We start from the raw sequence: 22,581 nt of genomic DNA, 5'->3' as shown, positions 1-22,581 counted from the left end.
AAGAGACAGGGGGGGCGTGGCCAAGGGGCTGCTGAGCGTGGAGGGGCTCACAACCTTGGAACGGCTGCGAGCGTTCGGGTCGCATTTCGAGGACGTGTTGCTGGTGGCGAATGTTCCGGCGCCGTACGAGCGCTTCGGGCTCCGCACGGTGGCGGACGCGGTGAAGGGCAAGGGAGCGCCGGGAGGGGTCCATGCGGCCCTGGGCGCGGCCAGCACGCGGTGGGTGTTCGCGGTGGCGTGCGACATGCCGTTCGTGACGGAGGCCGCGGCGCGGGTGGTGCTGGACGCGCGAGGCGAGGATGTGGACGCGGTGTGCATCGAGCGGGACGGACGGTGGGAGCCGTTGTTCGCGGCGTATCGTACGGAGCTGGTGTCACACTGGGGTGAAGCCTTGGTGGAGGATCCGTCTCTGCGGGGACTGCTGATGCGGTTCCGGACGCGGACCTTGCCCGTGGACGCATTGCGCGCGGTGGATCCGGAGCTGCGTGCGCTGGCGAACGTGAACACGCCGGAGGATCTGGTTCGCTACGGCGTCACGTTGCCATGAACCGTGCGTAGGGCATGCCGGCCTGTGACTGACCGAGTACAGGCAACGGGAAGCTCAGGGGCTTTCCGTCCGACGCCTCCGTGTTCCCCTCTACCTGCGCGGCACCCAGGCCCTGTCTCTGTCCCTGGAACGTGGCCTGCGGATTCCTCGCGGAGGCCCTGCCCGCCTGGATGACGGCGTAACGCGCGGCCACCGCTCCCACCGTGGACAGCACGTCCGCGGTCACCTGCTTCCACCGTGCGCGTCCCGGCAGCACGTCCATCACCAGTCCCGCCAGGGAACACGTCCGGGACAGCGTCCACAGCGCTCCCGACACACCCGTGCGCAGTGGCTTCCCCACCTCCACCACCTGCCGCGCCTCCAGCTCCACCGCCTCGCGCGTGAACACCTCCGCCACCTTGCCCGCCACACGGAAGCGGCGCAGCACGCGCTCCTCCGCGTCCGTGTGCGGGAACAGGGACAACAGGCTCCCGGCGCTCGCGGTCGCGGAGGCCATGAAGAACAGCGGCAGTGTGCGCCCCACCTGCTGCCACAGGGGCACCGCCGTGTTGCTCACCAGCACCGCCGTGTATCCCGCGAGTGGCAACCCCAGCACCGCGCCCACGATGCCCGCGGTGCGTCCCATGACTCCAAGAACTCCGGGCCTCCGTCGCAGCACGAACGCCGCCGTGTTCACCGCGCCCGAACCCGCCAGCACCCACGAACCCACACTCATGGGTGACGTGGGCCGGAACACGCGCAGCATGTTCAGGAAGCGCGACGGCCGGCCCAGGTCGTGGATCAACAGCCCCGCGCTCACGATGTCCCCCGCCGTGGCCACCGCGTGACAGCGCCCCGCCAGCCGCTCCAGCCGCCGTCCCCCCAGATACTCCATCGACACGCCGAGCACGCTCGCCGCGCCTGCCACCCCGCCCACGTAGAAGTACGCCGGGACCGTCCAGATCCACAGCGGTTCCTTCAACACCGGCATGCCGTAGTAGCTCGGCGCTCCTTCACTGTCCGGCCCCGACCGTGACGGCACCGTCGGCAACACGTCCATCCCCTGCCGCACAGGCTCCGGATCCTTCACCCGCTGCTGGGAACCCTCGCCCTCCAGGATGCCCGCGCGTGTGTCGATGTTCCGTCCGTCCGTCTTGCGCTGGAGCCGATCCAACAGCGTGTCGTCGCTCATCCGCGCCCCTCCCGCCCGAACGCCACCGCGCCCAGCGCCACCGCCACCATGCCCACCGCGCCCATCGCCACCGAGGCCCACGAGCGCAGAGCCTTCTTCGTCGGCACCACCGGGTCGGGCGGCAGGTTGTAGACCTCCGGCTTGTCCAACAGCAGGAAGAACGCGTTGAGCCCACCCGTGCCCGGCTGGTTCTCCGCGTCCTTCCCGTACAGGTACGCGTCCGTCACGCCTCGCTGATGCAGGTCGCGAACCCGTGACTCCGCGCGTGCATGCAACTCGTCCAAATCACCGTACTGGATGGACGCCGTGGGACACGCCTTCGCGCACGCGGGCGTCTGGTCGTCACCGATGCGGTCGTAGCAGAGCGTGCACTTCCACGCGCGCCCGTCATCCTCGCGCCGGTCAATCACTCCGAACGGACACGCGGACACGCAGTAGCCGCAGCCATTGCACACGTCCGGCTGCACGTAGACCGTGTCGAACTCCGTGCGCACGATGGCGCCCGTGGGACATGCCTCCAGACACCCCGCGCGCTGGCAGTGCTTGCACACGTCCGACATCATCAGCCACGAGAAGTCCCCCGCGCCCGACGTCTGCCCCTGCAACGGCACCGGCCGCTCCACGAACGCCACGTGCCGCCAGGTCGATGCGCCCAGGTGCGCTGTCTGGTCGTAGGACATCCCCGTGAAGTGGAAGCCGTCGTCCGGAAGCTGGTTCCACTGCTTGCACGCGACCTCGCACGCCTTGCAGCCGATGCAGAGCGTCGTGTCCGTGAAGAACCCCTTGCGGCTCCCCATTCGCCTATCCCTTCCCCTCGGGTTCCTGCGTCTCCGAATGGTCCGTGTCCCCAGGCGGCGTCACGTCGCGCGGCACCTCCGGCAACAGCAGCGGAGGCGGCGCCGCTCCCGCCGCGGCCCTCTCCCCCGAGCGCATCCGCCCCACCCGCAGGTCCGCCGTGAACACCTTCGACTCCTGGATGTCCACGTTCTGATCCGCGACGAACGCCGTCAGCTCGTTGGCCCCTTCACCGCGCACGCGCCCCGTCACACCCCAGTGGTACGGCAGACCAATCTGGTGCACCTGCCGTCCCCTCACCTTCAGCGGACGGATGCGCTCTGTGACGAGCGCCCGGCACTCCAAATCCCCTCGCGCCGTGGCGAGCGTGCACCAGTCCCCGTTGTTCAGCCCCTTCTCGCGCGCCAGTTCCGGGGAGATTTCGCAGAACATCTCCGGCTGCAGTTCGCTCAGCCAGGACAGCCAGCGCGACATACCGCCCGCGGTGTGGTGCTCGGTGAGCCGGTAGGTCGTGACCAGGTACGGATAGCGCGGGTCGCCCCAGGCCCGGTGATAGGGGTTGTCCTTGCGCTTCCACTCCTCTCTCGTGGGGCTGCACTGCTGCGCGTAGAGCGGGTTGGACACCACCGACTCCATGGGCTCGTAGTGCGTGGGCAGCGGCCCGTCCATCATCCCGCTGGGCGCGAAGAGCCAGCCCTTGCCGTCCGCCTGCAAGAGGAACGGATCATTGCCTGCGATGGTCGCCAGCCCCGTCGCGCCCTCGGGCGGCCGATACTCCGGCGGCCGGTCCACGATGAAGTCCGGCACGTCCTCTCCGGTCCACTTCTTCTCGCCCGCGTCCCACCACACGTAGCGCTTGCGCTCGCTCCAGGGCTTGCCGTTCGCGTCCGCCGACGCGCGGTTGTAGAGGATGCGCCGATTGGACGGCCACGCCCAGCCCCACTCGGGCGCCACCCACGTCTGCTCCTGCCCGGGCTTGCGCCGCGCCGTCTGGTTCACGCCGTCCTTGAAGCACCCTGAGTAGATCCAACAGCCGCACGCCGTGGAGCCGTCGTCCTTCAGCGCCGTGAAGCCATCCACCAGCTTCCCATCCGCCACCGAGTAGCCGTTGATCTCCTTCAGCACCGCCTCCGCGGAGGGCTCCGCGTGCGGCCCGTGCGTGGGGTAGTCCCACGTCAAATCCAGCAGCGGCGCGTCCTTCGGGTCCGTGGAGCCCGCGTAGCGCTCACGCAGCTTGCGCCCCAGGTGATAGGCGAAGTGCAGCTCGCTGCGCGTGTCCCCCGCCGGCTCCACCGCCTTGTGATGCCATTGCAGCAGCCGCTGCGTGTTGGTGAAGGTGCCGTCCTTCTCCGTGTGCGCGGCGGCCGGGAAGAAGAACACCTCCGTCTGGATGTCCTCCGGCCGCACCTGCCCGGACTGGACCTCCGGCGCCGTGCGCCAGAACTCCGCGGTCTCGATGAGCGTGAAGTCGCGCACCACCAGCCAGTCCAGCTTGCGCAGCCCCTTGCGCTGGAGCGCCCCGTTCATGCTGCCCACGGCGGGGTTCTCCCCCATGACGAAGTAGCCCTGGAGCTTCCCGTCCGCCATGTCCGCCACGGTCTGCATGTGCGAGTGATTGCCCGTCAGCCGGGGCAGGTGCGCGAACAGGTAGTCGTTGTCCTCCGTCGCCTTGTCCCCGAACCACGCCTTGAGCAGCGACACCGCGTACTTGGGGAACTCCGTCCACCAGCCGCTGCCGGACTTGTTCTTGCGGATGTAGTGCTCCAGCGAGTCCGTGCCGCTCGCGCGCGGCATGGGCAGGTAGCCGGGCAGCAGGTTGTAGAGCGTGGGGATGTCCGTGGAGCCCTGGATGGACGCATGCCCTCGCAGGGCGAGGATGCCGCCACCGGGCCGGCCGATGTTGCCCAGCAAGAGCTGGAGGATGGCCGCCGTGCGGATGTACTGCACGCCCACCGTGTGCTGCGTCCAGCCCACCGCGTAGCAGAACGCGCTGGTGCGCTCCGGGTTGGAGTTGTCACACAGCGTCCGCGCGACCTCGAGGAACAGCGCCTCGTCCACGCCGCACACCTGGGACACCACCTTCGGCGTGTAGCGCGCGAAGTGGCGCTTCAAGAGCTGGAACACGCACCGGGGATGCTGGAGCGTCTCGTCCCGGTGCTCGTCGCGGAGGTCCACGCGGTGGTCATGCCCGCCCGCGCCCGCGCCGGGCTCGTCCGTCAGCTCCTTGTGGCCCGCCGCCGGCACCACGCCGTCCACGCCCTCGTACTGCCAGGTGTGGATGTCGTAGCGGTTGTCCTTCGGCTGGTAGCCGCTGAAGAGCCCCTCCAGGTCCTCCGTGTCCTGGAAGCCCTCGCGGATGAGCGTGGCCGCGTTGGTGTACTGCACCACGTAGTCACGGAAGTACCGCTCGTGCTCCAGCACGTAGTGGATGAGCCCGCCCAGGAACGCGATGTCCGAGCCCACTCGGATGGGCGCGTAGATATCCGCCACCGCGCTGGTGCGCGTGTAGCGCGGGTCCACGTGGATGACCTTCGCGCCCCGGGCCTTCGCCTCCATCACCCACTGGAAGCCCACCGGATGGCACTCGGCCATGTTGGACCCCTGGATGAGGATGCAATCCGAGTGCTGCAGGTCCTGCTGGAACGTCGTGGCTCCGCCGCGGCCGAACGTGATGCCCAGACCGGGCACCGTGGACGCGTGTCATATTCGAGCCTGGTTCTCCACCTGCACGACGCCCAGCGCGCTGAAGAGCTTCTTGAGGAGGTAGTTCTCCTCGTTGTCCAGCGTCGCCCCGCCCAGGTGCGCCAACCCCAGCGTCCGGTTCAGCCGCTGGCCCTTCGCGTCCGTCACCTCGAACGTCGCGTCGCGCGTGCGCTTCACGCGCTCGGCCACCTTCTCCATCGCCTCTTCCAGCGGGATGGGCTCCCACTCCGTGCCGCCGGGGCGGCGGTAGAGGACCTGCTGCACGCGTTGCGTTCCCGTGACCAGTTGGAAGGTGGCGGCCCCCTTGGGACACAGCCGTCCGCGTGAGATGGGGGAGTGCGGGTCACCCTCGATGTCGAGGATGCGCCCGTCGCGCACGTGCACCTCCTGCCCGCAGCCCACCGCGCAGTACGGGCAGATGGACTTCACCACCCGGTCCGCGGACTTCGTGCGCGGCGCCAGCGAGCGGCTTCGCGCCGACATCGCCGTGTCGCCCAGGGCCCGGCTGTCTCCTCGGGCGAACTGCCGCAGCACGGGCCAACCCTTCATCAGGTCGCGGAACTTCAAGGCCGCCCCTCCTACGGATGCGCACGTGGAATCTGGTGCTCAAGATGGGGACGCGCGGCGGTGCGGACCAGTGCCGCCGGTCCCTGGCTCGCGTCCAGCAGTGAACGCGAGAGCAGGCGAGCAGGCACGGAAATGCGCGGCGCGCGAAATCAGACCGGGGGGGCTGAATCGTTACTACTCCACGGTGCCAACGCCTCTTCCTGCTCCACCCTCCCCTGGGGCCCCGCGGGCCTTCAGGCGGAGCAGGAAGACCCACAGCCACGTGATGGCCGGAGACGTGGCGGAGAGCGAGTGGAGAACCTGCATGACAGACAGTGCCCCTCTCATCCTGTTGATCGAGGACGAGGAAGACCTTCGGGACGCGGTCGCGACGCTGTTGGAGATGGAGGGCTATCGCGTCGCGCAGTGCATCCACGGCGAGGATGCCTGGAGCTGGCTTGCGTCCCATCCCCGTCCGGACCTGGTGCTGCTGGACCTGATGATGCCGGTGATGAACGGACAGGCCTTCCTCGCGAGGCTGTCCCAGGAGCGCATGCTGGAAGGCGTGCCCGTCATCGTGCTGTCCGGCAGCCCCTTTCATCCCCCGGGCGCGGTGGACTACCTGCGCAAACCGGTGGCGGTGGCGGACCTGATGGAAGTGGTGCGCCGCTTCCTGCCGTCATCCGGGGAAGGCCCGGAAGGACCTCCCACGTCGTGAAACATGTGTCGCATGGCGCGGCGCGTGCGCATCGAGGACTCGCGATGGAGCGAGACCTGTGGAATCCTCGCGCCCCGTCAGGTCCCCGCCTGGTCCATTCCCCCTCACTCAAAGGACGACAGATGCCGGATGGCACGCTGAACCTACCCGAGGACGTCGCCCGAGACCTGGAAGCCCGTCTGGCCGCGACGGAGCCGGAGGAGACGAGCCGGGGCCTGTTCTTCCTGGGCGTGTTGGACGCGGTGCGCTTTCTGGGCGGAGCGGACGCGGTGAAGCGCTGTCTGGATCAGGTGGGGGAGACCGCGGACTTCATCCCCATGCAGACCTATCCGTTCCCGCGCTTCCTGCGGCTGTCCTACGTGGCGGCGGAGCAGCTCTCGCCGCTCGTCGGCGGCCATGATGCGGCGCAGCGGCAGATTGGCACGCAGGCGATGCTGGACTTCCTCAACTCCATGTTCGCGCGCGACTTCGTGCAGCAGGCGGGTGGGGACCCGAAGCGGCTCCTGGAGTTGATGCACTCCGGCTACCGCACGGCGCTGAACTTCGGCGAGCGCTCCGTGGAGTGGACGGGCCCCACGTCGGGCCGGGTCATCATGAAGCGCTCGCTGATGCCGGTGCCCTACAACGAGGGCATCCTCCAGTCCGCGCTGGAGGTGACGGGCGTGCACGACGTGCAGGTGCGCGGGCATGCCCAGTCGCTGGTGGACGCGTACTACGACGTCTCCTGGTCGTGAGCCGCACGGGCCGCGCTCAGGCCAGGGCGCGGCGCACGAGGCGGTAGGTGCCCTCCGCCGTGGTGCCGTAGACGATGTGGGCGGCGAGCGCGCTCAGGTGCGACTTCGCCGGGACCTTCTGGGGCGGCGGAGCGAGGCGCAGGAGCGGCACCGCCAGCTCGTCACCGATGAGGAACAGGCCCAGGCCGAAGCCCACGCCGAACAGCTTCCCCGCCAGCGGCACGCGCTCATGCAGTGCACCGTGCACGGCGCCCCAGAGCGTGCCGTAGCTCCAGTGCACCACGTTGCCGGCCTTCTTCTTCCGCTCTCCTTCCAGCTTCACGCCAGCGCCTTCCGCCGCCTTGCGCGCGGCTACCTCCGTGGCGGGCTCCTGCTGGGAGTCGTCCTGCTCCTTCGACTCGCTCAGCCCGGAGATGAGCGCCTGCGCCTGGTTCATGGCGAAGGTGCCCAGCGCGCCGCCCGCGGCGCCCATGAGGATGTCCTGGAGGAGCGAGCGCTTCTCGGGACGTGCGAAGGGACGGAGTCGGCTCCAGCGGATCATGGTCGGGCCCTTTCGGTGCGGTGGCTGCAAGCGTGCTCATAGGGTGGGGCGTCTTGTTGACGGGTGCACACTCTGGGATGGGGAGGCGGGGCGCGCCCTGTTCCCGGTCCGGCGAGCGGCCGTGCGAGCGGGCGTCGCGCGGAGGATTCCGGGGGCTTGCCTCGTGCGAAGCCCGGCCAGAAGGCCCACCTCAGGGCGAGGAGGGGCGAAAGCGCATGGCTCGTCACGAGAACTTGAGAGGACAGGTGGCCATCGTCACGGGCGCGTCGAGCGGCGTGGGCTGGCAATCCGCGCTGCGGCTGGCGGAGGCCGGCGTGCGGCTGTGCGTCACCGCTCGGCGCCAGTCGGCCCTGGAGCAACTGCGCGTGGAGGTGCTCCAGCGCGGCGGTGAGTGCCTGGTGAGTGACGGCGACGTCACGGTGGCCGAGGACGTGGAGCGCGTGGTGCGCGAATGCGTGGAGCACTACGGCCGCGTGGACCTCCTGGTGAACGCGGCGGCGGTGCAGTCCTACGGCTACTTCGACCAGCTGCCCTGGGAGCACATCACGCGCGTGTTCGACGTGTCGTGCTTCGGCTACTTCCGCTTCGCGCGCGCGGTGCTGCCGCACTTCCGCAAGCAGGGCCACGGCCACCTGCTCAACGTGCAGTCCATGCTGGCGTCGGGGTCCGCGCCGCTGTTGTCCGCGTACGCGGCCGCGAAGCACGCGACGCTGGGGTGGGCGCGGGCGCTGGAGCTGGAGTTGGCGGGCACGGGCATCCACGTCTCCAATGTGCTGGTGCCGTCCGTGTCCACGCCCATGTTCGACCACGCGCCCACGATGCTGGGGTGGAAGCCCGTGCCGGTGCCGCCCACGTACGACGTGGACCTGGTGGCCCGCGCGGTGGTGCGGCTGGCGAAGCGGCCGGGCCGCACGTCGGTGCCGGCGTTCCTCCAGGGGCGGTTGATGCTGTGGCTCAACGGCCTGGCGCCGTCGGTGGGCAAGGCCGTGCTGTCCCGCTTCGGCGTGCGGATGCAGACGACGGACATGCCGCTGGACAGGCCCGAGGGCAACCTCTTCACCCCCGTGGTGGAGGGCGTGGGGCCTCGTGGCAGCGTGCCCCCGACGCCCGCGTGGGTTCGCTTCACCGCGACGCTGGGACTGGCGGCGCTGACGGGCGGCGTGGTGGGCGGCGCGGTGCTGGGCGCGCGCGGATTGATGCGCGCGGCCCGCTGAAGCGGGGCCCCATCAGACGTCCCCCTCTCCGAGGGGGCCGCGATCAGGATTTTTCCGTTCGCGGTGCTGATGGTGTGGTGTCAACGAAGTGTTGGGTGGGTCCGAAAACATCCTCGCGTTGGGGCGCCCTTTGGCTAGAAGGGGCCCCGCATGCGCTCCGGGAAGGGTCGGCCGGGGCGCCAACGAGGGGAGAAACATCGATGCGTGGAAGCAATAAGTGGACGGGCCTGGCGCTGGTGGCGGGCCTCGCGGTGTCGGCGCAGGCGGTGGCGGCCGAGGAGCCGAACCTGAACGCGAACCCGGGCCGGTCGTCGTCGTTCGGCCAGGCGGGCCAGATGGTCATCAGCCAGGAGCTCAACGGCTTCATTGGCTACAACACGGCCTCGGAAATCTTCACCGTCCGGCTGGAGCCGTCCGCGGACTACTTCCTCCAGCAGAACCTGTCGGTGGGCGCGTCCGCGCTGGTGGCCTTCGGCTTCGGTGACTACACCGTCGTGGGCCTGGGCGTGCTGGGCCGCGTGGGCTACCACCTGCCGCTCGCCGAGCGCGTGTCGCTCTGGCCCAAGGTGGGCTTCGGCATCCAGTTCGGCCACGTCCCGGACAACAGCGACGTGTCCTTCGTGCTGGACTTCAACGCGCCTGTCCTGTTCCACCTCACGCCGAACTTCTTCATCGGCGCGGGTCCGCAGGTGCGCGCCCTCATCAGCAACAAGGGCTTCTCCGTGGGCGCCGAGCAGGGCAACTTCTCCGGCAATGACGTGACGCTGGGCATCACCACCACGGTCGGCGGCTACTTCTAGCCTCGGGCCTTCCCCGGCACTCTGGGCTTCGTGCCCGGGTGTCGGGGAATGCAGGACCCGTGACGTAGGACGCGGTGCGTTGACGTCACGGGTTGGATGTGTTGGGTTGGAGGTTGCCATGTCCGTGCTTCCGTTCGCATCCAGGCTGCCCGCGTTCGCCCCCCTGCATCCGCTGGGGAGGGGCCCGTTGGGCGAGTGGGTGTCCCTGGTGTGGCCGCTGGAGCAGGACGCGGTGGATGCGCGTCCGCTGGTGGTGAAGACGTTCCTCCTGGCGTCGGGGTTGGCGCCGGAGACGCGGCGCCCGCTGGAGGATGCGCTGACGCGTGCGGTGCCGCTGAGGCATCCGGGCATCGCGAGGCTCCACGGCTTCCAGGTGGACGTGCGCGACACGCTGACGGTGGTGTCGGACTACGTCCCGGGCTGTTCGCTGGCCACGGCGCGCCGGCGGGTGCTGGGGCGGTGCGGGCGGCCGTCGGAAGCGTTCGTGTGTCACGTGGGCGCGGAGGTGGCGGGAGCGCTGCATGCCGCGCATGACGCGCGCGTGGTGCACGGGGATGTGCATGCGCACCGCATCCGCGTGGGGCCTCGGGGCGAGGTGACGCTGACGGACTTCGGGTTGCGGCCCGCGCGTCCGCTGCTGCGCCGGTTCATGTCGCCGTCCCGGCCGGACGTGGTGGAGTTGCCCGTGCGCGAGGACGCGGTGGGCTCGTCGGTGGAGACGCGAGAGGATTTGCGCGCGCTGGGGCGGGTGTTGTTGGCGCTGGTCTCTGGGAACACGGTGGTTCCGGAGGACGCGGCCGGGGTGGACGCGGCGCTGGGTGGGGTGTCGCCCGCGCTGCGGGACGTGCTGCGTGGGGTGCTGCTGGATGCGCGCGGGGCGGACTCCGCCGCGGGGCTCCAGGCGGCGCTGCGCGACTGCATGGGGCACGGTGTGGAGTGCCAGGGGCGGGACGCGATGGTGCGCGAGCTGGCGGCGCTGCCGGGCTCGGGGCCGCTGTCTCCGGTGGACGTGTACGTGGGCGCGGCGTCGGTGATGACGGCCTCCGTGTCCGTGCGCGGGCGCACGCTGCCTTCCTGATGCGCGGGGCCTTGGGCTTCGCGTCGAGGCGCTGAGCGAAGGGGTGCGCGCAGGCGCTCGGGCTGCTCGCGCGTGGCTCCGTCGCGTATGCGCGGTGCTCACGCTGGCGTGATGTGCCGTGGCTTGCCGTGCACTGCTCGCGCGTGGCTCCTTCGTGGACGCCAATGCGTGCTGACCTCGCGCATCGGAGCCCGCCCGCGAGCACGTGGAACGTGCGCTCGCGTGCTGCACGGGTGGGCTGCATTCCTGTGGACTGGCGGACGTCGTGAGTCCTGGCCGTGTGAAACGCGACGGGACGCGAGCGGGAGGCTGGTGGTTGCCTCGAGGCCACGCCCACAGTCGCGCCCGCCTCCGGCGACCTGGCCCGCGGAGGCCTCCATGTTGAAGGGGGGGCCATGGCTCCGCTGTTCCGCCCGGGGACCGACTCGGTGCTGCGGGCGTTCATCGCCCTGGCACTGGGTGTGCCCGCGGTGTCGCTGGCGGGCCTGCTGCTCCTCGCGCGCAACCCGCTGGGGCGGGGCTCGTTCACGCCTCGCGAGCAGCCGCTCCTGTTCGACCACCGCCACCACGTAGGCGACGAGGGCATCCCCTGTGGCTACTGCCATGAGGGCGCGTGGCGCTCGCCGGTGGCGGGAGTGCCGCCCACGCAGCGCTGCCTGGGGTGCCATGCGCAGGTGTGGAACGAGAGCGCCCGCCTGGAGCCGGTGCGCGCCAGCGGCTTCGACGGTGCACCGCTTCCGTGGAACCGGGTGCACGCGCTTCCGGACTACGTCTGGTTCAGCCATCAAATCCACGTGAACAAGGGCGTGGGCTGCGTCACCTGCCACGGCCGCGTGGACACCATGCCGGCGGTGCAGCAGGTGGCGCCGCTCACCATGGGCTGGTGTCTGGATTGTCACCGCGACCCGACGCCGTGGCTGCGCCCCGTGTCCGAGGTCGCGAACCTCACGTGGCGTCCTCCCGGAGACCCGAGGGAGACGGGCCGCGCGGTGCAGGCCGCGCTCGGTGTGTCCCCTCGCACGGATTGCAACACATGCCACTTCTGACCGACCCCGCACGGACGGATGAACGCGACACGCCCGGTGCTGACGGGACGGAGCCGGTGCGCGCGTGGAGGAGCCTGGAGGAGTGGCACGCGGGAGGGCCCGGCCACGAGGCCGTGTCGCGCGAGCATCCCCCGGGGGCAATGTCTCCACCCGAGGGCGTGGCCCGGCGCACCTTCCTGCAAGTCGCGGCGGCGTCGCTGGCGGCCGCGGGCTTCAGCGGGTGCTTCCGTCAGCCGCCGGAGAAGATCCTCCCGTATTCGACGCCGCCGGAGGGGCTGACTCCGGGTGTGCCGCTGCACTTCGCCACGGGGCTGGAGTGGAACGGGCGCACGGTGGGGCTGGTGGTGCAGAGCCACGAGGGGCGGCCCACGAAGGTGGAAGGCAACCCGCTGCACCCAGCGAGCCTGGGGGCGGCGGGAGTCTTCGAACAGGCGGCGCTGCTGGGGCTCTACGACGCCGCGAGAGCGAAGACCGCGCGACTGCAAGGCGTGGAGTCCGCGTGGGGCACCGTGAGGGATGCGCTGCGGAAGCAGGCCGAGCGCGACGACCAGGGCGCGGGGCTGCGCTTCCTGGTGGAGCCCACGAGCAGTCCGCTGGTGCAGGCGCTGTACGCGCGCATCCAGCAGCGCTTCCCGTCCGCGCGGATCATCCCCTGTGGCGCGGCCCTGGCGGACGGGCGTCGCGAGGGCACGCGGTTGGCGTACGGCAGGGTGCTGGAGGTGGTGCACGACGTCGGGCGCGCGGTGGTGGTCGCGGTGGACGACGACTTCCTCGCGACCACGCAACCCGGACACCTGCGCGCGGCGCGGGACTTCGTCAACGCGCGCAAGCCGGAGGCGATGAACCGGCTGTGGGTGGCGGAGAGCACGCTGACCGTCACGGGCGGCTTCGCGGACGAACGGCTGCGGATGCGGCCGTCGCAGGGCGTCGCGTTGATGCTCGCGCTGGCGGAGGCGATAGGGGCAGGCCTGGGAGGGAATGCTCTGGCGAATCCCACGCGCGGAGTGACGCCTGCATTGGCCTCGGGGCTCGCGAGCCTGCGTGTTCCACCGACCGCGCTCACGGATGCACAGCGCGCCTGGGTGCGCGGCGCGGCGAGAGACCTGCTCGCGCACCGGGGACAGGGCCGGGTGACGGTGGGCCCGCGCCAGCCGCCGCTGGTGCATGAGCTGGCGTTCGCGATGGACGAGGCGCTGGGCAACACGCCCCGGCTGCTCGAACCCGTGGCGCTCCCGGACGGAGACCCGGAGGCGCTGACCTCGCTCACGGGGGAGATGTTCGATAAGCGGGTGGACACGCTGATCATCACTGCGTGGAACCCGGCCTGGACGGCGGTGGTGGACTCGGGCTTCACGCAATACCTGGAGCGCGTCCCCTTCCGGCTGTACCACGGCCTCCACGAGGACGAGACGGCGGCGCGCTGCCCCACCTTCGTCCCCGCGACGCATCCCTTCGAGTCCTGGCGCGACGGCCGCGCACCCGACGGCACCGCGTCCGTGCTGCAACCCCTCATCGCGCCCCTGTTCCCAGGAGCGGTCTCCGAGGTGGAGCTCCTGTCCGTCTTCGCGGGCCTGGAGTCGCGGAGCCCTTACGAACTGCTCAAGTCCCTGTGGCGTGAACGCTCGGGCTCACCGCCGGACTTCGAGGCGCGCTGGGAGACGTGGCTCGCGGACGGCGTCATCCCGGAGACCCAGGCACCGCCCGCTCGAGCCGTGCTGGAAGAGGCCGCGGTGGTGAGGGACGCGCGGGAGGTCGCGGGGTTGGAGCCCTCCCGGCTCATCGGGGGTGCGTTGGACCCCCGAGCAGAGGCCCGCGCGAGCTACCTGTGGGAAGCGCCCAAGGGATTGGAGCTGTCCCTGGTGCTGGACTCGCGGCTGTACGACGGCCGCTTCGCGGGCAACGCGTGGCTCCAGGAGCTGCCTGATCCGGTGACGAAGCTCACCTGGGACAACGCGGCGTTGCTCTCCCCGGCCACCGCGCGGGCACTGTCGCTGGAGAAGGGAGACGTGGCGCGCATCGAGGTGCTGGGCCAGGCGCTGGAGGTGCCCGTGCTGGTGCTGCCCGGTCAGCCGGACGACACGGTGACACTGGCGCTGGGCCACGGCCGGGAGCGTGTGGGGCCGGTAGGCCAGGGCGTGGGCGTCAACGCGTACGCGCTGCGGTTCCAGAACCTGCCATGGGGTGGCGGCACTCCGAGCATCACGCGCACGGGCCGCCATCACGCGTTGGCGCTCACGCAGGAACACTGGAGCATGGAGGGCCGCCAGCTGGCGCTCCAGCTCACGCAGGCGTCCTTCCGCGCGAAGCCCCAGGCGCTCCACTCCCTCCAGGAGGACGGCGAGCGGCTCTATCCGCCGGGGCCTACGGCGCTCACGAGCGGTGGCCACCAGTGGGCCATGGCCATCGACCTGCACCGGTGCACGGGGTGCAGCGCGTGCATGGTTGCCTGCCAGGCGGAGAACAACGTGCCGGTGGTGGGGCGCGAGGGCGTGCTCAAGAGCCGGGAGATGCACTGGCTGCGCATCGACCGGTACTTCCTGGGCGACCCTGACAACCCGGGCTTCATCACCCAGCCCGTGGCGTGCGTGCACTGCGAGGCCGCGCCCTGCGAATACGTGTGCCCGGTGAACGCCACCGTCCACTCGGACGAGGGCCTCAACCAGATGGTCTACAACCGCTGCATCGGCACGCGGTACTGCTCCAACAACTGCCCCTACAAGGTCCGCCGCTTCAATTATCTGGAGTACCAGCAGCGCGAGCCCCTCACGCGCCTGCGCCAGAACCCGGACGTGACGGTGCGCTCGCGCGGGGTGATGGAGAAGTGCACGTACTGCGTGCAGCGCATCGAACGGGCGCGGACCGTCGCTCGCTCGGCGCACCGGGACGTGCGTGAAGGCGAGGTCCGCACCGCGTGCCAGCAGGCCTGTCCCACGGAGGCCATCACCTTCGGGGACCTGCGCGCACCGGAGTCGCGCGTGCGCCGCGAGCACGAAGACCCGAGGCACTACAAGTTGCTCAACACGTTGGGCACCCGGCCGCGCACGGTGCACCTGGTGCGCCTGAAGAACCCGGCGCCGAAGGGAGGCGCATGAGCACGGCCGACCCGCAGGTGCCCGCGCCCGGAGACCCGCTCACCGAACACCCCATCCTGGAGGGGCGCCACTCCGACCGCGCCTACAGCGAGTCGTTGCTGGCCTTCGTGCACCGCCCCGCGGGCCGCACCTGGTGGGCGCTGATGGGGCTGGGGCTGGCCGGGACCGCGGTGCTGGCGGTGGCGGTGGGCGTCACGCTCTTCGTGGGCGTGGGGACGTGGGGCAACAACATCCCGGTGGCGTGGGCGTTCGGCATCACGAACTTCGTGTGGTGGATTGGTATCGGCCACGCGGGGACGTTGATCAGCGCCATCCTGCTGCTGTTCCAGGAGAAGTGGCGAGGGTCCATCAACCGCTTCGCGGAGGCGATGACGCTCTTCGCGGTGACGTGCGCGGGGCTCTTCCCGTTGCTGCACCTGGGGCGGCCGTGGAAGTTCTACTGGCTGGTGCCCTATCCGAGCAGCCTGCGCGCATGGCCGCAGTTCCGCTCGCCGCTGACGTGGGACATCGCGGCGGTGGGCACGTACCTGACGGTGTCGCTGCTGTTCTGGTTCGTGGGGCTGATTCCAGACCTGGCCACGGCGCGCGACACGGCGAAGACGCCCCGAGCGCGCTTCTGGTACGGGCTGGCGAGCCTGGGGTGGAGGGGCTCGGCGAGGCACTGGCGGCAGTGGCGCACGGGCTATCTGCTGCTGGCGGGGCTGGCCACGCCGCTGGTGGTGAGCGTGCACACCATCGTGTCCTTCGACTTCGCGGTGTCGCAGCTGCCGGGCTGGCATACGACGGTGTTCCCGCCGTACTTCGTCGCGGGCGCGGTGTTCAGCGGCTTCGCGCTGGTGCTCACGCTGTTGATTCCGGCGCGCAAGGCGCTGGGCATCGAGCACGTGGTGACGCCGCTGCACCTGGACAACATGGCGAAGGTGCTGATGGCCACGGGGTGGATGGTGGCCTACGGCTACATCCAGGAGCACTTCTTCGCCTGGTTCAGCGGGAACCCGTTCGAGATGCACGCCACGGAGGCGGAGTTCTTCGGACCGTACGCGCCGCTGTTCTGGATGCAGATCTTCTGCAACGTGCTGGTGCCGCAGCTGTTCTGGTTCTCCCGGCTGCGCACGAACGTGGTGGTGCTGTGGGTGGCGGCGCTGCTCATCAACGTGGGGATGTGGACGGAGCGCTTCCTCATCGTGGTGGCGTCGTTGAGCATGGATTTCCTGCCGTCGTCCTGGGCGGCGTACCGGCCCACGTGGGTGGACTGGAGCCTGCTGGGCGGCACGGTGGCGTTCTTCGGCACGGCGTTCCTGCTGTTCCTGAAGTTCGTGCCGGCCGTGTCGGTGAGCGAGATGAAGGAGCTCCAGCGCGAGGTGGACGCGTCGCTTCAATTCCGGCGTGAGCAGGGCACTCGGCCAGGTGGTGCGCCATGAGCCGCCAATGGGTGCTGGGAGAGTTCGCGTCCAGCGAAGCCCTGGTGGCCGCGCTGAAGGACCTGCGCGCGAGGGGCTTCGCGCAGCTGGACGCGCACACGCCGTTCCCGGTGGAGGAGACGTTCGAGGCGCTGGGGCTGAGGCGCTCGTGGTTGCCGTTGCTGACCTTGGGGGCGGGACTGGGAGGGGCGGCGTTCGCGTACGTCACGCAGTGGTTCACGAACGCGGTGGACTATCCGTTGAACGTGGGCGGCCGGCCGCTGCACAGCGTGCCCACGAACCTGCCCATCACGTTCGAGCTGGCGGTGCTGAGCGCGGCGCTGACGGTGTTCGGCGCGCTGATGTTGCTCTTCGGCTTCCCGCACGTGACGCACCCGGTGTTCGACGTGGAGTCCTTCCGCAGCGCGTCCGTGGACGGCTTCTGGGCGAGCGTGTCGGTGGACGGGGAGGACGCGCCGAAGGTGGAGGCGGCGCTGCGCGAGCTGGGAGCGCGGCAGGTGTCGGTGGTGGTGGAGGGAGCGCGATGAAGCGCTGGACGCTCATGGCGCTGCTGGGCGGGATGGCCGCGTGCGACGACACGGATCCGATGGCGTCACAGCCGCGAGCAGAGGCGTTCGGAGCAAGCGAGTTCTTCGACGACGGTCGAGCCATGCGCCCCCTGGTGCCGGGGACGGTGGCGCAGGAGTGGCGCACGCGGGGGGACACGCAGGGGCTCACGGCGGAAGGGACCTGGCTTCAGGCCGTGCCGGTGCCGTTGACCCGGCAGCTGCTGGAGGAGGGGCGCACGGCCTATGAGACCTGGTGCGCGGTGTGCCACGGGCTGACGGGAGACGGGGACGCCATCGTGGCCAGGAAGATGCCGCAGCGCCGGCCGCCCGGGCTGTTCGTGCCGCACGACCACGCGAGCCAGGTGGTCTACGGCGTCGTGGAGGGTGAAGCCCCGTACACGGGAACGCAGGCCGTGACCGCGAGGGTGGGGCCGGATGCGTTCCCGCTGCCCCAGCGAGTGGACGGGTGGGGCGCCGTGAGGGACACGGCCGATGCGGGGCGGCCCGGCGTTCCGGACGCGGGACGCGTGAAGGTGAGTGACGCGGACGCGGCGCGGGCCCGGCAGGTGGCGCTCGTGGGGCCACGAGGCCTCGCGATGGAAGGACGGCTCAACGAGCCCTCCACGACGGGAGACCTGCCGCACCCGCTGGGCTTCTACTTCGCGGTCATCTCCCAGGGCTTCGGCGTGATGCCCGCATACGGACCGCAGCTCACACCGCATGAACGCTGGGCCGTGGTCGCGTACCTGCGAGCCCTGGGCCGCAGTCAGCGTGCATCGCTCACCGTCGCACCGCCCGAAGTGCAGGCACGGCTGCGCCAGGAGGTCGGAGCACCATGACACCTCCCGTGCTCCCACGCTTCGAGGGCGGACAACGCGCGCTGGGCATCAGCGCGGCGCTCGGCGTCGTAGGGCTTGCCGCCACTGCCGTCGGCGCCTTCCTCGACGTGCGTCAGGCACTGGCGGGCTATCTCTTCGGCTTCTCCTACTGGCTGAGCTTGTGTCTGGGCGCGCTGCTGTTGCTCGCCGCCTTCCACGCGTCGAAGGCGCGCTGGCCCGTGGTGCTGCGTCGCGCGCTGGAGGTCACGTCCGCCACCGCGCCACTGTTCCTCGTGCTGTTCGTGCCCCTCGCGCTGGGAATGCGGCACCTGTATCCGTGGGTCGCGCCGTCCGCGGACCTGGGCGAGCACACGCTGCACGTGCTCGAACACCGGCGGCTCTACAACAACGTGCCCTTCTTCCTGGTGCGCGCGGCGCTGTACTTCGTCACCTGGGGACTCGTGGGCCACCTGCTGCACCGCTGGTCCGTGCGCCAGGACGCAACGGGCGACGTGCGCTGGACGCTGTGGCAGCGGCGGCTGGGCGGGGGCTCGCTGCCCGCGCTGGGCCTCACGTTCTCCTTCATGACGCTGGACTGGATGATGTCGCTGGAGGCGACGTGGCAGTCCACCGTCTACGCCGTCCACGTCTTCTCCGGTGCGTTCGTGGGCGCGCTGGCCTTGATGATCATCGCGGGCGCGGCCACGCGCGGCACACAGCACTTCGGCAGCTTGATGTCCCCGGGCCACTACCACCGGCTGGGCACGCTGATGTTCGCCTTCGTCTGCTTCTGGGCCTACATCGCCTATTCGCAGTTCATGCTCATGTGGGTCGCCGCCCTGCCTGAGGAGGTGAGCTGGTACCGCGTCCGCCTGGAGGGCGGCTGGGGCGTGCTGTCGCTCGGGCTGGTGCTGGGTCACTTCGTCATCCCCTTCGCGCTGCTCTTGTCGCGCGAGCTCAAGACGCGTCCGCGAGTGCTGGGCGCAGTGGCGCTGTGGCTGCTCGCGATGCACGCCGTGGACGTGGCGTGGCTGCTGTTCCCTTCGCTCTCGCCGGAGCGCGTCTTCGTTCCCTGGACGGCGCTCACCGCGTGGCTGGGCGTGGGCGGGCTGTCCGTGGCGGCGGCGCTCTGGCTGTCGCGTGGCACCTATCCCGTGCCCGTGGCGGATCCGTATCTCGTCCATTCGCTCCAGGTGCGCCCGCCATGAGCGAAGCCCGTCCACCCCCTCCGGAGCTGGAGCGGCTGCCCACCGCGTGGTTGCTGCGCGTCGGAGCCGTGGCGCTGGCGCTGCTCGCGGCGGCCAGCGTCGCGGCGTGGGCCTTGTGGATCCTCTGGCGTCCCGAATCCGAGCGCCCCCTCCCCATGCCGCCGAGCACCCTTCAGGTGGGCATGCTCGACCAGGCCCCCTTCTCGCTGGACCGGCGCGCGGACGCGCTGAAGGCACGGCAGCGCGAGCGGCTGGATGGCTACGGCTGGGTGGACGTGGACGCGGGCGTCATCCACCAGCCCATCGACGCGGCCATGCGGCAGCTGATCTCCGAAGGTGAAGGGGGCGCGCGATGAACGAGCTGCTGCGCCGCCTCTTCTTCCTCCCGGAGCAGGGCTCCACCTTCGCCGTGAAGGTGGACCATCTGCACTACATCCTGCTGCTCACCACGATGGCGGTGGGGATGGGCATTGGCGCCGTCGGCCTCTTCTTCCTCGTGCGCTACCGCCGGCGAACGGCGTCGGACCCCACGCCTCGAGTGGTGGCGCCCACGTGGCTGGAGGCGCTGTTCATCGGCGTGCCGCTGTCGCTGTTCCTGCTCTGGTTCGTCCTGGGCTTCAAACAGTTCGTCTGGGTGATGAGCCCGCCCCAGGACGCGCTGGACGTGTACGTCACCGGCAAGCAGTGGATGTGGAAGTTCACCTATCCCGGGGGCCCCAGCGCCATCGACACGCTGGTGGTGCCCGCGGGCCGGCCCGTGCGGCTGCTGCTCACCTCGCGGGACGTCATCCATTCCTTCTACGTGCCGGACTTCCGCATGAAGCGGGACGCGATACCCGGCCGCTACACCGACCTCTGGTTCGAAGCCCCGAAGCCCGGCCGCCATCAGGTGCTGTGCGCGGAGTACTGCGGGCTGGACCATTCGCAGATGCGCGGCGAGGTGGTGGTGCTGCCACCCGCGGACTTCGAAGCCTGGCGAGACGCGCAGCGCCGCAACCTCCCCGTGGCCGCGCTGCCCGGCGCCAACACCGCCGAGCCCATGGCCGTCCGAGGCGAGCGCATCGCCGCGGCGCAGGGCTGCCTGCAATGCCACACGGTGACGGGCGCGCCGCACATCGGCCCCACGTGGCTGGGGCTGTACGGCAGGCAGGAGCCGCTGGAGGGCGGCGGCGCGGTGCTCGCGGACGAGGCATACCTCACCGAGTCCATGATGGATCCGCTGGCGAAGGTGGTGGCTGGCTACGCGCCCGTGATGCCGGGCTACCACAGCCGGTTGAGCGCGGAGGACACCGGCGCGCTCGTGGAGTTCATCAAGTCCCTGCGTCCCCTGCGCCCGGGAGTCACCGCGGCCGAGGAGCCTGTCTATGTCCCCACCGGCCGCTGAGTCCTACCTGACGGACGGGCGCACCGTGTGGTCGTGGCTCACGACGCACGACCACAAGCGCATCGGGGTGATGTTCCTGGGGCTGACGCTCTTCTTCTTCCTCGTGGGCGGCCTGTTCGCGCTGGCGCTGCGCATCGAGCTGCTCACGCCCGGCCGCACCATCATGGGGCACCTGGCGTACAACCGGATGTTCACGCTCCACGGCGTCACCATGGTGTGGCTGTTCATGATTCCGGCCATCCCATCCGCCTTCGGCAACTTCCTGGTGCCGCTGATGATTGGCGCCAGGGACGTGGCCTTCCCCCGGCTCAACCTGGCGTCCGTGTACCTCTACGTGCTGGGAGCCAGCATCGCGCTGTGGGGCATGTTCGAGGGCGGCGCGGACACGGGCTGGACCTTCTACACGCCCTACAGCACGACCACGGGCACGGCGGTGCTGCCGGTGCTGGTGGGCGTGTTCATCATCGGGTTCTCCACCATCCTCACCGGGCTCAACTTCATCGCCACGGTGCACACGCTGCGCGCGCCGGGCCTGACGTGGATGAAGCTTCCGCTGTTTGTCTGGGCCATCTACGGCACGTCCATCATCCAGGTGCTGGCGACGCCGGTGCTGGGCATGGTGCTGCTGCTGGTGGCGCTGGAGCGGGTGGTGGGCGCGGGCATCTTCGACCCCGCGCGAGGAGGCGACCCACTCCTCTTCCAGCACCTGTTCTGGTTCTACAGCCACCCGGCCGTCTACATCATGGTGTTGCCGTCGATGGGCGTCATCAGCGAGGCGGTGTGTGCCTTCAGCCGCAAGAACGCCTTCAGCTACCGGATGATTGTGTATTCCACGCTGGGCATCGCGTTCGTGGGGTTCTTCACCTGGGGCCACCACATGTTCGCATCCGGCCAGTCCACGTTCGGGTCCGGCGCGTTCGGCGCGATGTCGATGCTGGTGGCCATCTTCACGGCGATCAAAATCTTCTCCTGGCTGGGCACGCTCTACCGGGGCTCCATCGCCATCGAGTCGCCGCTCATCTACACGCTGGGGTTCATGTTCTTCCTCTTCTTCGGGGGGATGATTGGCGTGGCGTACGCGACCACGTCGTTGAACCTGCACTGGCACGACACGTACTCGGTGGTGGCGCACTTCCACTTCATCATGGTGGGGGCGACGGTGATGGCGTTCCTGGCGGCGCTGCACTACTGGTTCCCGAAGATGTTTGGGAGATGCTTCCCCGCGAAGCTGGCCAACGGCGCGGCGGTGTTGATCATCTTCGGCTTCATCGCCACGTTCGTGCCGCAGTTCCTGCTGGGGAACCTGGGGATGCCCCGGAGGTACGCGGACTATCCGCCGCACTTCCAGTCACTGCACGTGGCGTCCACGGCGGGAGCGTCACTGCTGGCGTTCGGGTTCCTGGCCATCGCGGGCTACCTGGCGTGGAGCCTGCGGCATGGCGCCGTCGCGGGAGCCAACCCCTGGGGCAGCGACGGCTTCGAGTGGCGGTCCGCGTCCCCGCCCCCCACGCACAACTTCTCCACACCGCCCGAGTACCCCACCGGTCCGCACGAGTACGCGAGCGAGGAGGTGCAGCATGCCGCCTGAGGCCGTGACGGAGCACTGGGGCTCCGAGGGGGCGCGCCGGCAGGCGGCGTACCTGGGCATGTGGGTCTTCATCGCGACGGAGGTGTTGCTGTTCGCGGGGTTGTTCACGGCCTATGGCGTGTATCGCTCGGTGTACCCGGAGGTGTTCCGAGCGGCGCAGCTCACGATGGACGTGGGGTTGGGCACGCTGAACACGTTCCTGCTGGTGACGAGCAGCATCGTGGTGGCGCTCGCGGTGCACGCGGTGCGGGAGGACAGGCCGGGGTTGGGCGGCGCGTTGCTGCTGGCGGCGGCGCTCCTGGGCGTCGTGTTCCTGGGGGTGAAGGGCGTGGAGTACGCGCACCACGTGAGGGAGGGCGGGCTGCCAGGGGACGCGTACCGGTTCACGGAGGTGCCGCGCGTGGGCGCGAGCCTCTTCTTCACGCTGTACTACCTGCTGACGGGCTTCCACGCGCTGCACGTGACCGTGGGCGTGAGCGTGCTGACGGTGCTGGGCGTGCGGTCCGCGTCGGGGACGTTCGGCTCGGCGTACGCGACGCCGGTGGAGCTGGGCGGCATGTACTGGCACCTGGTGGATGTCATCTGGTTGTTCGTCTATCCCATCCTGTACCTGTCCTGAGGAGCGGGCC

Annotated in this window: 20 protein-coding genes; 16 read left to right on the top strand and 4 right to left on the bottom strand. The window is 70.0% G+C overall.

What is annotated here, in order from left to right; genetic code table 11:
- Window positions 1-547 (top strand): molybdenum cofactor guanylyltransferase (locus tag D7Y15_RS19865; protein ID WP_148712814.1); only part of this gene is annotated, 547 nt, incomplete at its 5' end.
- Here D7Y15_RS19865 and nrfD (D7Y15_RS19860) read toward each other — a convergent pair.
- The 3 genes from nrfD (D7Y15_RS19860) to fdh are packed head-to-tail and all read right to left on the bottom strand — an operon-like array spanning window position 534 to window position 5,765.
- Window positions 534-1,718, bottom strand: a complete 1,185-nt coding sequence (nrfD, locus tag D7Y15_RS19860) for an NrfD/PsrC family molybdoenzyme membrane anchor subunit (protein ID WP_121753585.1) — start codon at window positions 1,716-1,718, stop codon at window positions 534-536. The genes D7Y15_RS19865 and nrfD (D7Y15_RS19860) overlap by 14 nt on opposite strands.
- The gene (locus tag D7Y15_RS19855; protein WP_169848767.1) at window positions 1,715-2,515 is read right to left on the bottom strand and encodes a 4Fe-4S dicluster domain-containing protein; all 801 of its coding nucleotides are present in this window, start codon (window positions 2,513-2,515) and stop codon (window positions 1,715-1,717) included. The genes nrfD (D7Y15_RS19860) and D7Y15_RS19855 overlap by 4 nt, the downstream gene beginning before the upstream one ends.
- 4 nt (window positions 2,516-2,519) lie before the next feature.
- The gene (gene fdh / locus D7Y15_RS19850; RefSeq protein WP_199745949.1) at window positions 2,520-5,765 is read right to left on the bottom strand and encodes a formate dehydrogenase; all 3,246 of its coding nucleotides are present in this window, start codon (window positions 5,763-5,765) and stop codon (window positions 2,520-2,522) included.
- 322 nt (window positions 5,766-6,087) lie between these two features.
- On the opposite strand from fdh, the gene D7Y15_RS19840 reads away from it, so the two are divergent.
- Together D7Y15_RS19840 and D7Y15_RS19835 are read left to right on the top strand one after the other, a co-directional pair.
- Complete coding sequence (locus D7Y15_RS19840) at window positions 6,088-6,480, top strand: response regulator (RefSeq protein WP_158624404.1); 393 nt, start codon at window positions 6,088-6,090, stop codon at window positions 6,478-6,480.
- 122 nt (window positions 6,481-6,602) lie between these two features.
- Window positions 6,603-7,214 carry a DUF2378 family protein gene (locus D7Y15_RS19835; RefSeq protein WP_120576907.1) on the top strand — a complete coding sequence of 204 codons (612 nt, stop codon included), beginning with the start codon at window positions 6,603-6,605 and terminating at the stop codon, window positions 7,212-7,214.
- Between the two features lie 16 nt (window positions 7,215-7,230).
- On the opposite strand, the gene D7Y15_RS19830 is transcribed toward D7Y15_RS19835, so the two are convergent.
- Complete coding sequence (locus D7Y15_RS19830) at window positions 7,231-7,755, bottom strand: DUF1440 domain-containing protein (protein ID WP_121753583.1); 525 nt, start codon at window positions 7,753-7,755, stop codon at window positions 7,231-7,233.
- Window positions 7,756-7,970: 215 nt separating this feature from the next.
- On the opposite strand from D7Y15_RS19830, the gene D7Y15_RS19825 reads away from it, so the two are divergent.
- The 13 genes from D7Y15_RS19825 to D7Y15_RS19765 all read left to right on the top strand — a co-directional run bounded on the left by D7Y15_RS19825 (window position 7,971) and on the right by D7Y15_RS19765 (window position 22,571).
- Window positions 7,971-8,969 carry an SDR family NAD(P)-dependent oxidoreductase gene (locus D7Y15_RS19825; RefSeq protein ID WP_120576909.1) on the top strand — a complete coding sequence of 333 codons (999 nt, stop codon included), beginning with the start codon at window positions 7,971-7,973 and terminating at the stop codon, window positions 8,967-8,969.
- 200 nt (window positions 8,970-9,169) lie between these two features.
- Window positions 9,170-9,769 (top strand): outer membrane beta-barrel protein, encoded by a 600-nt coding sequence (locus D7Y15_RS19820; protein ID WP_121753582.1) that lies wholly within the window; start codon window positions 9,170-9,172, stop codon window positions 9,767-9,769.
- Window positions 9,770-9,887: 118 nt separating this feature from the next.
- Window positions 9,888-10,847 carry a protein kinase gene (locus D7Y15_RS19815; RefSeq protein ID WP_120576911.1) on the top strand — a complete coding sequence of 320 codons (960 nt, stop codon included), beginning with the start codon at window positions 9,888-9,890 and terminating at the stop codon, window positions 10,845-10,847.
- Window positions 10,848-11,242: 395 nt separating this feature from the next.
- Window positions 11,243-11,893: a cytochrome c3 family protein gene (locus D7Y15_RS19810; RefSeq protein ID WP_120576912.1), complete on the top strand. Its 651-nt coding sequence runs from the start codon at window positions 11,243-11,245 to the stop codon at window positions 11,891-11,893.
- Window positions 11,881-14,985 carry a TAT-variant-translocated molybdopterin oxidoreductase gene (locus tag D7Y15_RS19805; protein WP_121753581.1) on the top strand — a complete coding sequence of 1,035 codons (3,105 nt, stop codon included), beginning with the start codon at window positions 11,881-11,883 and terminating at the stop codon, window positions 14,983-14,985. The genes D7Y15_RS19810 and D7Y15_RS19805 overlap by 13 nt, the downstream gene beginning before the upstream one ends.
- Window positions 14,982-16,406, top strand: a complete 1,425-nt coding sequence (gene nrfD / locus D7Y15_RS19800) for an NrfD/PsrC family molybdoenzyme membrane anchor subunit (RefSeq protein ID WP_120576914.1) — start codon at window positions 14,982-14,984, stop codon at window positions 16,404-16,406. The genes D7Y15_RS19805 and nrfD (D7Y15_RS19800) overlap by 4 nt, the downstream gene beginning before the upstream one ends.
- Window positions 16,403-16,933 (top strand): DUF3341 domain-containing protein, encoded by a 531-nt coding sequence (locus tag D7Y15_RS19795; protein ID WP_121753580.1) that lies wholly within the window; start codon window positions 16,403-16,405, stop codon window positions 16,931-16,933. The genes nrfD (D7Y15_RS19800) and D7Y15_RS19795 overlap by 4 nt, the downstream gene beginning before the upstream one ends.
- Complete coding sequence (locus tag D7Y15_RS45285) at window positions 16,930-17,793, top strand: cytochrome c (protein WP_199745948.1); 864 nt, start codon at window positions 16,930-16,932, stop codon at window positions 17,791-17,793. Before D7Y15_RS19795 ends, D7Y15_RS45285 begins: the two co-directional genes overlap by 4 nt.
- Window positions 17,790-18,980 carry a hypothetical protein gene (locus D7Y15_RS19785; protein ID WP_121753579.1) on the top strand — a complete coding sequence of 397 codons (1,191 nt, stop codon included), beginning with the start codon at window positions 17,790-17,792 and terminating at the stop codon, window positions 18,978-18,980. The genes D7Y15_RS45285 and D7Y15_RS19785 overlap by 4 nt, the downstream gene beginning before the upstream one ends.
- A complete protein-coding gene (locus tag D7Y15_RS19780; RefSeq protein WP_121753578.1) occupies window positions 18,977-19,336 on the top strand; it encodes a hypothetical protein in 360 nt (119 codons plus the stop codon). Before D7Y15_RS19785 ends, D7Y15_RS19780 begins: the two co-directional genes overlap by 4 nt.
- On the top strand, window positions 19,333-20,364 hold the full coding sequence (coxB, locus tag D7Y15_RS19775; RefSeq protein ID WP_121753577.1) for a cytochrome c oxidase subunit II: 1,032 nt from the start codon (window positions 19,333-19,335) through the stop codon (window positions 20,362-20,364). Before D7Y15_RS19780 ends, coxB begins: the two co-directional genes overlap by 4 nt.
- On the top strand, window positions 20,345-21,952 hold the full coding sequence (locus D7Y15_RS19770; protein WP_121753576.1) for a cbb3-type cytochrome c oxidase subunit I: 1,608 nt from the start codon (window positions 20,345-20,347) through the stop codon (window positions 21,950-21,952). Before coxB ends, D7Y15_RS19770 begins: the two co-directional genes overlap by 20 nt.
- Window positions 21,942-22,571, top strand: coding sequence for a cytochrome c oxidase subunit 3 family protein (locus D7Y15_RS19765; protein ID WP_120595373.1), 630 nt, complete (start codon window positions 21,942-21,944; stop codon window positions 22,569-22,571). Before D7Y15_RS19770 ends, D7Y15_RS19765 begins: the two co-directional genes overlap by 11 nt.
- Window positions 22,572-22,581 lie beyond the last annotated feature (10 nt).

This window comes from Corallococcus sp. AB030 (assembly GCF_003668965.1).
GTDB lineage: Bacteria > Myxococcota > Myxococcia > Myxococcales > Myxococcaceae > Corallococcus > Corallococcus exiguus.
The sequence above is the reverse complement of the archived record's forward strand: the minus strand, read 5'-3'. Positions and strand labels throughout refer to the sequence as shown.

What these genes read in the sequence shown, in the direction of transcription:
- nrfD (WP_121753585.1), bottom strand. Translation starts at nt 1,718, where the DNA reads ATGAGCGACGACACGCTGTTGGATCGGCTCCAGCGCAAGACGGACGGA.
- D7Y15_RS19795 (WP_121753580.1), top strand. Translation starts at nt 16,403, where the DNA reads ATGAGCCGCCAATGGGTGCTGGGAGAGTTCGCGTCCAGCGAAGCCCTG.
- D7Y15_RS19765 (WP_120595373.1), top strand. Translation starts at nt 21,942, where the DNA reads ATGCCGCCTGAGGCCGTGACGGAGCACTGGGGCTCCGAGGGGGCGCGC.
- D7Y15_RS19805 (WP_121753581.1), top strand. Translation starts at nt 11,881, where the DNA reads ATGCCACTTCTGACCGACCCCGCACGGACGGATGAACGCGACACGCCC.
- D7Y15_RS19835 (WP_120576907.1), top strand. Translation starts at nt 6,603, where the DNA reads ATGCCGGATGGCACGCTGAACCTACCCGAGGACGTCGCCCGAGACCTG.
- D7Y15_RS19830 (WP_121753583.1), bottom strand. Translation starts at nt 7,755, where the DNA reads ATGATCCGCTGGAGCCGACTCCGTCCCTTCGCACGTCCCGAGAAGCGC.
- D7Y15_RS45285 (WP_199745948.1), top strand. Translation starts at nt 16,930, where the DNA reads ATGAAGCGCTGGACGCTCATGGCGCTGCTGGGCGGGATGGCCGCGTGC.
- coxB (WP_121753577.1), top strand. Translation starts at nt 19,333, where the DNA reads ATGAACGAGCTGCTGCGCCGCCTCTTCTTCCTCCCGGAGCAGGGCTCC.
- D7Y15_RS19810 (WP_120576912.1), top strand. Translation starts at nt 11,243, where the DNA reads ATGGCTCCGCTGTTCCGCCCGGGGACCGACTCGGTGCTGCGGGCGTTC.
- D7Y15_RS19785 (WP_121753579.1), top strand. Translation starts at nt 17,790, where the DNA reads ATGACACCTCCCGTGCTCCCACGCTTCGAGGGCGGACAACGCGCGCTG.
- D7Y15_RS19770 (WP_121753576.1), top strand. Translation starts at nt 20,345, where the DNA reads ATGTCCCCACCGGCCGCTGAGTCCTACCTGACGGACGGGCGCACCGTG.
- D7Y15_RS19855 (WP_169848767.1), bottom strand. Translation starts at nt 2,515, where the DNA reads ATGGGGAGCCGCAAGGGGTTCTTCACGGACACGACGCTCTGCATCGGC.
- D7Y15_RS19815 (WP_120576911.1), top strand. Translation starts at nt 9,888, where the DNA reads ATGTCCGTGCTTCCGTTCGCATCCAGGCTGCCCGCGTTCGCCCCCCTG.
- D7Y15_RS19825 (WP_120576909.1), top strand. Translation starts at nt 7,971, where the DNA reads ATGGCTCGTCACGAGAACTTGAGAGGACAGGTGGCCATCGTCACGGGC.
- D7Y15_RS19780 (WP_121753578.1), top strand. Translation starts at nt 18,977, where the DNA reads ATGAGCGAAGCCCGTCCACCCCCTCCGGAGCTGGAGCGGCTGCCCACC.
- D7Y15_RS19840 (WP_158624404.1), top strand. Translation starts at nt 6,088, where the DNA reads ATGACAGACAGTGCCCCTCTCATCCTGTTGATCGAGGACGAGGAAGAC.
- D7Y15_RS19820 (WP_121753582.1), top strand. Translation starts at nt 9,170, where the DNA reads ATGCGTGGAAGCAATAAGTGGACGGGCCTGGCGCTGGTGGCGGGCCTC.
- nrfD (WP_120576914.1), top strand. Translation starts at nt 14,982, where the DNA reads ATGAGCACGGCCGACCCGCAGGTGCCCGCGCCCGGAGACCCGCTCACC.